The sequence below is a fragment of the Methylophaga sp. UBA4204 genome, from assembly GCF_002379485.1.
Lineage (GTDB): Bacteria > Pseudomonadota > Gammaproteobacteria > Nitrosococcales > Methylophagaceae > Methylophaga.
The window spans coordinates 34976-45702 of record NZ_DFTU01000037.1; the positions used below are offsets into that span (position 1 = coordinate 34976).

General features: G+C 43.2%; 8 protein-coding genes and 1 pseudogene. 8 read left to right on the forward strand and 1 reads right to left on the reverse strand.

Annotated elements, in window-relative coordinates; translation table 11 throughout:
* The 8 genes from B3182_RS05275 to B3182_RS16330 form a co-directional block, all read left to right on the forward strand.
* The coding region (locus tag B3182_RS05275) for a hemagglutinin repeat-containing protein (RefSeq protein ID WP_292751866.1) at positions 1-5644 on the forward strand (5644 nt) is incomplete at its 5' end.
* On the forward strand, positions 5644-6168 hold the full coding sequence (locus B3182_RS05280; protein WP_292356920.1) for a hypothetical protein: 525 nt from the start codon (positions 5644-5646) through the stop codon (positions 6166-6168). The genes B3182_RS05275 and B3182_RS05280, both read left to right, overlap by 1 nt.
* A gap of 85 nt (positions 6169-6253) precedes the next feature.
* The gene (locus B3182_RS05285; RefSeq protein ID WP_292356918.1) at positions 6254-6874 is read left to right on the forward strand and encodes a hypothetical protein; all 621 of its coding nucleotides are present in this window, start codon (positions 6254-6256) and stop codon (positions 6872-6874) included.
* Positions 6875-6931: 57 nt separating this feature from the next.
* Positions 6932-7552: a tetratricopeptide repeat protein gene (locus B3182_RS05290; RefSeq protein ID WP_292356917.1), complete on the forward strand. Its 621-nt coding sequence runs from the start codon at positions 6932-6934 to the stop codon at positions 7550-7552.
* A 348-nt stretch (positions 7553-7900) separates the two neighbouring features.
* Positions 7901-8218 (forward strand): hypothetical protein, encoded by a 318-nt coding sequence (locus B3182_RS05295; protein ID WP_292356915.1) that lies wholly within the window; start codon positions 7901-7903, stop codon positions 8216-8218.
* Between the two features lie 315 nt (positions 8219-8533).
* On the forward strand, positions 8534-8914 hold the full coding sequence (locus B3182_RS05300) for a transposase (RefSeq protein ID WP_292356913.1): 381 nt from the start codon (positions 8534-8536) through the stop codon (positions 8912-8914).
* 282 nt (positions 8915-9196) lie between these two features.
* Positions 9197-9634 carry a nuclear transport factor 2 family protein gene (locus tag B3182_RS05305; RefSeq protein ID WP_292356912.1) on the forward strand — a complete coding sequence of 146 codons (438 nt, stop codon included), beginning with the start codon at positions 9197-9199 and terminating at the stop codon, positions 9632-9634.
* Between the two features lie 195 nt (positions 9635-9829).
* Entirely contained in the window at positions 9830-10096 is a 267-nt protein-coding gene (locus tag B3182_RS16330) for a GNAT family N-acetyltransferase (protein ID WP_366652699.1), read from the forward strand.
* A 178-nt stretch (positions 10097-10274) separates the two neighbouring features.
* Here B3182_RS16330 and B3182_RS05310 read toward each other — a convergent pair.
* Positions 10275-10727: pseudogene (locus tag B3182_RS05310) on the reverse strand (alkane 1-monooxygenase); the annotation flags it as partial.

Below are 10727 nucleotides of genomic sequence, written 5' to 3' on the forward strand. Positions count from 1 at the left end.
TAAAAATACCCAAACCCAACTTGGCGGCTGGGTTCAAGGCAATCCCTACCTTGCCGGGGGCACAGCTAAAGTAATATTGAATGAAGTTAACAGTCAAAATCCGAGTTTACTGAACGGTTATATTGAAGTGGCCGGTAGTCGCGCTCAGGTTGTTATTGCCAATCCGGCAGGTATCAGCTGCAGTGGTTGTGGCTTTATCAATGCGAATCGCGCCACGCTGACGACGGGGAAACCCATCCTGAATAATGGCAATCTGCTTGGTTATCGCGTCGGTGGCGGGAAGATTAACTTTTTAGGGAATGGACTCGATACTTCACAAACTAACTTTACCGACGTGATTTCACGCGCAGTGGATGTGAACGCCGGTATATGGGCTAACAGTCTTAACATTACTACGGGTACGAACCAGGTCAATGTCGATAGTAATGGTCATCAGACCGACGTAAGCAGTATTGCTCCTGATGCAGGAACTGCTGTCCCTGCTTTTGCAGTTGACGTTGCTGCCTTGGGAGGCATGTATGCAGGCAAAATTCACATGGTTGGGACAGAAGCTGGTGTGGGAGTAAATAACGCCAGCGATATTGGCGCAAGCGTTGGCAGTGTCAGTATCACTGCCGACGGGGTGCTGCAAAATACAGGCGCTATCAGTGCTAAAAGCAATATCCAGTTGGATGTCGCAGGTCTGGAAAGTGATGGCAGCGTTACAGCAGATGGTGACATTAGCATCAACCTGGCTTCTGATTATATTCACACCAGTGAGCTGCAAGCAGGCGCTAATCTTAACTTACATACCAGTGGTGATATCACCAATCAATCGACCATAATTGCAAGTCAATCGCTACACCTTAGCGCCAACAACATCGACAATACGGTGAATGGGGAGATAGCTGGCCTTGATACTAATATTACCGCCGCTGACACGATCACAAACAACGGCATGATTGATGGCGTAAATACACTGATCAACGCAGACAATCTGTTTAACAGTCAAACCGGTAGCATCTTTGGCGATCAAATCGGCATTCAAGTCGCCCAACTTGGCAATGATGCAGGGGCTGTGATCGCCGCCCGTGATCAGCTTGATATCGGTGCTGTGAGCATCGAAAATCGCAATGATAGTTTGATATTCAGTGCAGTCGATCTGGCAATTGCTGGTAGTCTGGATGGGGCTAATCAAGCTATTGGAGCAGCAGATTCACTCATCAATGAAGGTGCGACTATCGAGGCATTAGGTAATGCAGCTTTGACCATAGCTAATTTACAAAACTTGAATGCCGAACTCATTACCGAAGTTGTTCAAACTGGAAGCGGTAGTTTTGATCGATTTACACCACGAGGGGCGAGTGTCATTTATGAAACCTCTGACTATTCTGGAGCCCATATTGGTAACGTTCATGTTGAATGGCGTTCAGCAGGGTCATACACATTCCGCGAATACACACGCTATTTAGGTACAAAAAGATTCTACGAAACACAAATCGTATCCTCAGCTCCTGGTCAGATTCTCTCGGGTGGCGATATGTTTATCAGCGGCTCCGTGATTAATAGTGATAGCCAAATCATCGCGGGTGGCAACCTTGATGTTACTGGCGCCTCAGTACAAAACCTGAATTCAGAAGGCCGGACCACCACAAGCTATAGCGGCACGGCTTATTATTACGATTGGGACGGCAACGACAATGATTACGATGTTGATGTTATAGGCCCTTACAATCCAGCCAACCAAGTCGTGACGTATAACCTTGCCACTACACAATTGGATGGTAATACCGTTCCAGCGGGCAGTGGCACTACAGTTAGCTCGGCGGCATTACCGATTGTCACCAGCAACTTATTTCAACCCGCCCCTAATGTTGCAGCAGATTATCTGATTGAAACCAATCCACGCTTTGCCAATTATCGCTCTTGGTTAAGTTCTGACTACATGTTGCAGCAGCTGACATTCGACCCTGCAACGACTCAAAAACGTTTGGGCGATGGTTTCTATGAACAACGTCTGGTGCGTGAACAAATAGCCCAACTAACAGGCCGTCGATTCCTTGATGGACACGCTACTGATGAAGCGCAATATCAGGCGTTGATGACATCGGCCCTCACACAAGTCAGTGATTTACAGCTTATTCCGGGTGTGGCACTTTCAGCCGAGCAGATGGCTCAGCTCACCAGCGATATTGTCTGGCTGGTTGAGCAAACAGTCACGCTCCCTGATGGAACAGTTACTCAAGCCTTGGCACCTCAGGTGTATATAAGGCCACAGACAGAGGACATGCAGCCGACCACCGGTTTGATGGCAGGCAACACGGTCACCATGAATCTCACTGCGAATGTGACCAATGAGGGGACGATTGCAGGTCGCGACATAGTGGAGCTGAATGCTGACAATATCAATAATCTGGGCGGTCAGATTGTGGCTGATTCGACGTTATTAAAAGCCAAAAATGATATCAACAACATTGGCGGTCAAGTCATAGCAGGAGATGCCATGCTGTTGGATGCTGACAATGACATTAACCTTCGAAGCACAACACAAAGCAGCAAACAAAGAGAAGGCGCCAGCAGTTTTAGTCGTACAAATATAGATCGTGTTGCCGGACTGTATCTCAGCAATCCCGATGCCATTCTTGTTGCATCAGCAGGTAATGACGTTAACTTGATGGCTGCCAGTATCGTTAATCAGGGTGAAGGGGGCATCACACAAATTAACGCTGAAGAAAACATCAATCTTGGCACAGTGCAGATTGCCGAACAGAACAGCAGCATTCGTAATGCGAAAAACTATGTAAAACATGGCGGCACGCAGGAGATTGGCAGCGATATTCAAACAACGGGCGATATTAGCTTCAATGCAGGCAATGACGTTAATGCAACTGCCGCTAGCATTACCAGTGAAGCTGGCGCAATCAATGTCACTGCTATGCAAGATATCAACATCATCGAAGGCCGTGAAACCAGCAACTTCGATACGGCACGTAAGGTAAAACGAAGCAGCACCTTCAGCAGTAAAACCAAGATTCAACGAGATGTGTTTAAAGCAGACAACAGCATCAGTAGCACCATTAGTGGTGATACCGTTATGTTAGAAGCTGGTAACGATCTGAACATCCGTGGCAGCAATATCATCAGTGATAATGGCACCGTATTAAACGCTGGAGATAACGTGAATATCACTGCTGCCAAGGATACAGCTTACGAATTTCATATGCGTAAAACCAAAACGAGTGGCCTAAGTACCAGTGGTGCCAGTGTCACCCTGGGTTCCAGCTCACTGAATACAACCCAGACTCACAATAGTACAAATCAAACTGGCAGCACCGTGGGAAGTGTTGAAGGTGATGTGGCAATAGAAGCAGGCAAGCGCTACACCCAAAAAGCCAGTGAGGTTCTAGCCCCGCAAGGCAATATCGATATCAGCGCCCAACAGGTGAATATCCTTGCCGGGCAAAATACCCGTGATACAACCCATGAAACTAAATTCAAACAAAGTGGCTTAACGCTTGCCGTTCAAAGCAGTGCATTTAACCTTGCACAAAATGTTGTAGATACCACACAGCACACTTTAAAAAGCGAAGGTAGTCGAAACAAAGCGTTGAACGCACTACAAACTTATGCCAATAGCGCAACACTCATGGAACAAGGCGGTGCAGCCATTGATGCCATCAATGCGGGCGAGATTAAGGATGCAGCTTCTTCGGCAGGCATCAAATTGAGTATTAGTGTTGGTAGCAGCAACAGTGAAAGCTCTAGCAGCTCTAGCCTAACTTATAACCAAGGCAGTTTAGTGAAGGCCGGTGGTGATGTCAGTATCAAAGCAACTCAGGATGACTTAACTATAGTGGGGAGTCATATTGCAGCAGATAAAAATGTCACCCTCGATGCTTCACGAAACATCAACTTGATCGCCAGTGCCGATAAAGAAACCAATCAAAGTAAAAACAAATCCAGTAGTGCCAGTATTGGAGTTTCTATTGGAATCGGCGGTGAGGGAACAGGTTTAAGCCTCGATCTGGCAGCCAGCCGAGGTAAAGGAAAAGCCAATAGTGACAGTCTGACTTACAACAATACACAGGTTTCTGCTGGAGAAACACTTGCTCTGAATTCTGGCAACGACACAAATTTAATAGGTGCCAATGTTAGCGGAAAACGAGTGATTGCCGATGTTGCGGGAGATCTTAACATTGAAAGTGTGCAGGATACCGCGACCAGCAAGGCTAAACAAAGCAACACTGGTATAAGCATCAGCATACCCATCGGAGCTGGTATTGCTGGCGGCAGCATTAGCAATAGCAAACAAAAAAGTAACAGCAATTACGCGAGTGTTTATGAGCAAAGTGGTATCAAAGCGGGAGGAGAAGGATTTGATATCATCGTCGCTGGTAACACAGATCTTAAGGGCGCAGTGATGGAAAGCGCTGCCTCTTCAGACAAAAACCAACTCATTACCAGTACTTTGACTGTAAATGATATCCAAAACCATATGGATGCTGAGGCCAGCTCTCAAGGTCTAACACTCAGCAGTGACATGCTAACCAGTAAATATGCTGCCGCTAAGGGGCTTGCTAGCAATTTACAGAATCATGGCGAAGCAGATATTAAGGACAGCAGCACAACACTGAGTGCGATAAGTCCGGCTAGCATCACAATTACCGACGAAGCCGCCCAAATAGAATTAACGGATAAAAATACTGAAGAAACCCTTGCATCATTAAATCGAGATACCTCAGATACAAATCGCGTTCTGGAAAGACCGGATATGGAGGTTTTACAAGAAAAAGCACAGCAGGAACAAGCGGATAAACTGCTACTTTCTGCAACGATTTCAACATTTACTGATGAAGCATTTAAAAAAATGTTTTTGGCCAAAGCTAAAGTTTTTGAAGTTGAAAGGGATGATGAAGGAAATGTTGTTCGAGACAGTGAAGGCAAACCCATATTGCACGAAATAGATGAGGCTGAAAAATTCAAATTAAAATCAACTGGAGAAAACAAGAAGCTTAATGTATTTACTAATGGTCTTTTTAACGATGAATCGGCAGCTGGAGCTTATTCCGTTCAAATGGCCGAGGCACCAGTTGGCGAGAAGGTTTATCTGGTCCATTTTCCAGACACAAATAATTTTCTTTCAGAACTGCTTGTAGCGGGGTATCAGAAAGGTTTAGAAAGTGCTGCATTGGGAAACACTAATGCTACACAAGAAATTATAAATCTGTCCCAAATATATGGGCAGGACGGACTTAATTTGACTGGTCATAGTCGTGGATCGATGACGATTGGTAATGCTATGGAAACACTTCAAACCATGGGCTTAGTTGAGCCCCTTAGTAATACAAACATAAAGTTTGTGGGACCAGCATATTCTGCTCAAGAGGCAGCTAACTCCTTAGATACTTTAAGCGGCGGCAACCAGACTTCAGTTGAGTTACAAAATCATATGGCGGATTTTGTGGGAAGATTAATAGGCGGTAATCAAACCACTTATGGGGAAGTCCCTGAAGGAAGTAATTTAATAAAAGAATGGATCAACATATTTGGACAGTCAACTTCCGCCCATGGTTGTTATGGTGTTGGAAGCAGGGCCTGCATAAAACAATATGGAGCACCATCTTCGATAAACATCCCGGCTACTACAACAATAGGAACGCAATAATGTTGAAGAATACCTTGCTTGTTTTGTTCTTTTTACTAGTTGGTTGTACTCAGTACAGTATTCGCAATATTGATAAGCCACCACCGGAAGATTATCAAATGTGGAAAAAATCTAATAAGTCACAGCTTGATGTAAAAAAAGCATTATTGGAGTGTGGTGCTATAGCTCCTAGCACTCTGGGTTGGCCTTATAGAAAAGCATATGAGAAAACTGGTGTTATTGAAGAAGATGAACAATTTAATCATGGTTTTTTAGTGGATAAGTGCATGATAAAAGCGGGCTTTATTCAGCAAAATACAAATTGGACGCTTAATGAGGCATGTACTGACACACGCTATCGTAACTACCCCGCCTGTCAACCAAACGCTGTCATCCCATCACCATCTGTAGAGAGGCGGATAAATAGTTGGTATTGCAAAGTAAAAAGTGATTATAACTACTGCCTAACTCATGCACTTGCGCCCAAGCTTTGTAGTCGTGAGAAAACAAAAAATCCTCCACCTGAATGTTTAGCAGATGACTGACATCAGTATGTACTTATCAAAAAGGATTTCTACCCAAGAACGTAATTAACACCCTAGTTAAATTATTTTGATTTAAGGATGAATCATGAAAAAAAACATTCTAAGACTGACTCTTTTCACCCTGCTTTTTAGCCTTGTTACTGGCTGTTACACATCTACTAAATTATCTGCCCAAAAACGTCCAAACCCTTATTCAGATCAGATGAGATCAATCATGGAAATTACTGATTCAACTGATCTGTATTTTCTTGAAGTACCCAGCCCAGGCAACTTGATTTCAGAAAAACTCATGCTGGCAACGTTCGAAATGGGCCAGTCAACGGTGGCGATAGACCAACTTGTTCAATTACTTTCCTCAGGTACAGAGCTTTCAGTGGGTATTTTAGGTAAAAGTCAGGCACTCAATGTTGCAACGGTAAAAAGTGCGTTGATAAAAACCAAAGACAAGCCAGTTTCTGCAACTACTATCTTTTTGGTGGCTAATAAAAAACAGCAGGAAATATTAGGCAATGTGAATCCCCATCAAGACATTAATTTGGTCTACGTCGATAAGGAATTGCTGCCAGAAGTCTCTTCTTCATGGCGCTCAACAGACCACACCGAAGAATATCCCGATAGAGCAACACAACTGCAACGGGATGTGCAAAATCAGAGTAATCACGAGATAAGTGATCTGTTGCGTAACACCTCTCCAAAAACTAGATGAGAACTATTAATAAATTCCCAATTGAGTATCTATTTGCAATAAATTTAAGGATGAAAAATGCATTTACTAAAAATATTTCTAGTTTTGTTATTAATTCTCTCAAGCATGAGCTGTGCGACTGTTTCCCATCAACAACAACTAAATTATAAGGGTAATAAAGCATACCTTTCTGGGCGTTATCAGGAAGCACTTCAAAGTTATGAAAAAACACTGAGGGCGGCAAATAAAAATAGAGACCAGCAATATATTGCCATTGCAATGTATGGTTTAGGAAGAACAAATATTAAGCTTTGTAGATTGGATGAAGCTGAAAAATGGTTGAAACAATCCATTATTGTTCGTGAAAAGGTGGCTGATAATGATGAAGCAAAGATTACACAAAATATATCAGAACTTGCCAGATTATATAGTGCTCAACAGCGTTACTTAGAAGCCAATGTTCTTTTTGAAAGGTCTTTACCGTTACTTTATCAAATGAAGGCTGATCACTCAGATCCGATTGAACTTGCAAATCATCTTGATGAATATGAAAAGTCCCTTCGTCAAACAGGACGGCTGTCAGAGGCAGATGTTATTGCCAAAAAAAGCAAAGAATTGAGGCAAAACAATCCTGGAAAGACCGCACTGTTTAGGCCTGATCCAATACCACAAAGCTGTTTTTCATCAATTGACCAGTGAAATAAGGAAATGCAACTCGGGGCAGAAGCAATGGGAAGACTCACTAATGAATAGGCTGAATGTATGCGAGATAAAGGATATGTTTATTTAGAGTATTGCGATGAGTGATGACTGTACCCGTAAAAATTAAATCATAACTCCTTTTATAACCAGAACATTATGGCTGATCTATCGGCTATAGATTCCATTAATTATGGGTGGTAATTGATTCAAATAATAATGTGAAAATCACACAGCAAGCCGAGTAAAAGTAGGCCCATATGTTCTGAGATAAAAGTAAGTATGAAAAGGGTGATCAACTTTTCCCTGACACAAATATTTTAATCAACAAGAAATGGAAATCACTATATGAAAAAGCAGCCACTATTAATTTCACTGTCACTCAGTCTTAGCGTGGTACTAACCCAAGGATGCTCAAACACAAGTATCAATAGCAAGATTGATCATGATTGCCCATACCCACCAAAAGAGAACTTAATAAATGGTCATCTAAAACCCGTGAACGGCGTAACACTGAAATGCCAAGTGAAAAATTTTACCAATAGGATGTCTTGCATTGAAATCATGGATGAAGAAGATGAAGGGTTACTTTGTAGCAATGGAGCAAAGAAAGCTTTATTTGTCTTTGATAAGAACGACATTTTTAAAAATTATAAATTCTATTAATTCTTCAAGGTATTAACTTATTTCAATTGAGTATGACTACCTTGATTTTCCTCCTGAAGTATGGAGCTCAGTGTTTATTTACAATACTGAAGAGAAAATTAATGATTCATAATGGAAAAAATGGTATCAAAAATATTTATTAGATTTTCTTGGTTAATACTTATCATTTTTTTGTTTTCCTCCTGTGCTACAAATGGATATCATGGTGGGTGGTAAAAAAAAGAAATCAAGGGGTCAGCCAACTTGATTTGGTTTCATTCCGTAAACTGATGTAATAAAGTAACCAAAACCTTATCGCTACAAGGATGTAACGACATGGCAAGACTTCCTCGATTGGTTCTACCCAGTCAGCCTCTGCATATCATGCATCGAGGCAATAATCGTCAAAACATATTTGAAAAAGAAGGGGATATGGCTCGTATTCTCCATGATATTGGAGAGTCATTAGATAAAGTCAACTGCCAGCTTCATGCCTATGTCATCATGACAAATCACCTGCATTTACTCCTTTATCCTTGGTCCAGCTATCACCACAATGCACTTGGCGAAGAAGATCAGTTGAAAACAGAGCATCCAATTTATCTTGCGTTGGCAGCTACCAAAGTAGAAACAGCTACTGGTTATAAATTCATTATGGACAAAACGACGTTAGGGAAAGAAAATCAACAAATTACTGATGCCACTCTTCGGGGATAGGCACTGGGCTATGAAAACTTTCAACATTGGGTCTGCAAGCAAACGGATAGACATACAGTCTTAAAACCTCACGGAGGGGATCGGAAAAGTTCGAAATATCAAAATCAAGTTGGCTGCCCCCTTGTTGAGTGATTACCAAAACAAGCTAATCCCTTGAGTCAAGGGCATTTAAGAAGGCCTTTAAACGGAACAAAAACACTTGACTTTGTTTCGTGCCTCAACAAAAGTGTGGCCAACTATTTTTGTCCGCTTAAGGCGGCGTTAGGACAGTTAGGAGAGAGCATGGCGATTCAATTACCCATTGTCGATTTCTCCCCAGAACAACGCGACCTGTGGAAGCGCGTGGTTGATCTGTGGGCATTATCGAAGGTAAGGGAGGAGGGCCAGATTCGCTCCACACTCCATCCCGACTATGTAGGTTGGGACATGAGCGCCCCGCTCCCGCACGACCGAGATGCAGCAGTTCACTCGGTATCCGGTGAATCTCCAGAATTGCGCGGGTACGAACTTCATCCTCTGAGTGTTCAGGTTTACGAGGGAAAAGTGGGGGTCGTTCATTATTCCTACTCCGCGATGGTCGTCCCCAAAAATGCAACGCCCATCAACGTCACCGGCAGATGGAGTGAGGTCTACCTCATGCAGGGTGGAACATGGATCATGATCTCTGTCAGTGGCAGACCTGATGTATCGAAGGAACGCGATAGTGCAACATCGGCCTAACCACGTCGTGAACTCGGACGGCCAACTGCGCCGCGCTCCGTTGGGTGTCGGTTACGCTGAGCGTTATGATACCAAAAATGAAGATCGTAGCTATTACCGAATATGATAAGTGTCATTCACAACTTAACTCGCCGTAAGATCGGGAAGAAAGTATGAATATTCGTCCAGCAGGTGGAGGTGAATTAGAAGCTCTATTTGAGATACATCGCACGGTATTTTACTCGCACATTCATCAGATTTTTTTGGGGGGGGGAATGGCAAAAAGCTAATTTCGCGAGTGAGCTCGAATCGTCGACTACATTAGTTGTCTCGATCAATGGCCTAATCGTTGGTTATGTTCAGTTCTGCATAGATGGCGGGAGGATTTATGTGCAAAATATTGCTCTTATAGCGGACTATCAGAATAAAGGGATTGGCACTCATCTACTTAAGAAACTACAGTCAAAGGCTGCTGCCAACTAAGTACCGCTAGAGCTTAAGGTTTTTCGAACGAATTCACCTGCACTGCGATTCTATGAACGTCTTGGCTTTGAGAAAATATGCAACACAGATAAAAATATTCAAATGTCTTGGAAAGCGATCTAACCAATGCTGGAAAGGGACGCTACTAGAGTTAGTTAGTGCAAAATCTAGGGGACGTTCAAGCCATTGCCTGCGCGGTAATTTCGATTGAACGTTGCCGCTTTGAGGTATCAAAGATGTCTGAGACGATCATTAATTCGTCGGCTTGCGTTTTCTCGATAAGATTTTGCAAGCCGCTTTGAACCGTCTCATGGCTGCCAATGACACTGCAATCCAGCATTTGTCCTGCCTGGGCCTTTTCCTGAGGCGACCAGTAGGTTTCTATATCTTCGATAGGTGGCTGCATTAAGCCGCGAGTACCGCGAAAGAGGTTAGTGAAGGACATTAGCTGTGATGTTGCGAGGTAGCGAGCTTCCTCATCTGTTTCAGCCGCGATGACATTGACTCCAACCATAGCGTATGGCTTATCCAATTGTGCTGAAGGTTTGAAATTCATCCGATAGACCTCAAGTGCTTGATAAAGCGCTTGTGGGGCAAAATGCGAGGCAAAGCCGTAAGGCAATCCCAGACT

What these genes read in the sequence shown, in the direction of transcription:
- B3182_RS05280 (WP_292356920.1), top strand. Translation starts at nt 5,644, where the DNA reads ATGTTGAAGAATACCTTGCTTGTTTTGTTCTTTTTACTAGTTGGTTGT.
- B3182_RS05285 (WP_292356918.1), top strand. Translation starts at nt 6,254, where the DNA reads ATGAAAAAAAACATTCTAAGACTGACTCTTTTCACCCTGCTTTTTAGC.
- B3182_RS05290 (WP_292356917.1), top strand. Translation starts at nt 6,932, where the DNA reads ATGCATTTACTAAAAATATTTCTAGTTTTGTTATTAATTCTCTCAAGC.
- B3182_RS05295 (WP_292356915.1), top strand. Translation starts at nt 7,901, where the DNA reads ATGAAAAAGCAGCCACTATTAATTTCACTGTCACTCAGTCTTAGCGTG.
- B3182_RS05300 (WP_292356913.1), top strand. Translation starts at nt 8,534, where the DNA reads ATGGCAAGACTTCCTCGATTGGTTCTACCCAGTCAGCCTCTGCATATC.
- B3182_RS05305 (WP_292356912.1), top strand. Translation starts at nt 9,197, where the DNA reads ATGGCGATTCAATTACCCATTGTCGATTTCTCCCCAGAACAACGCGAC.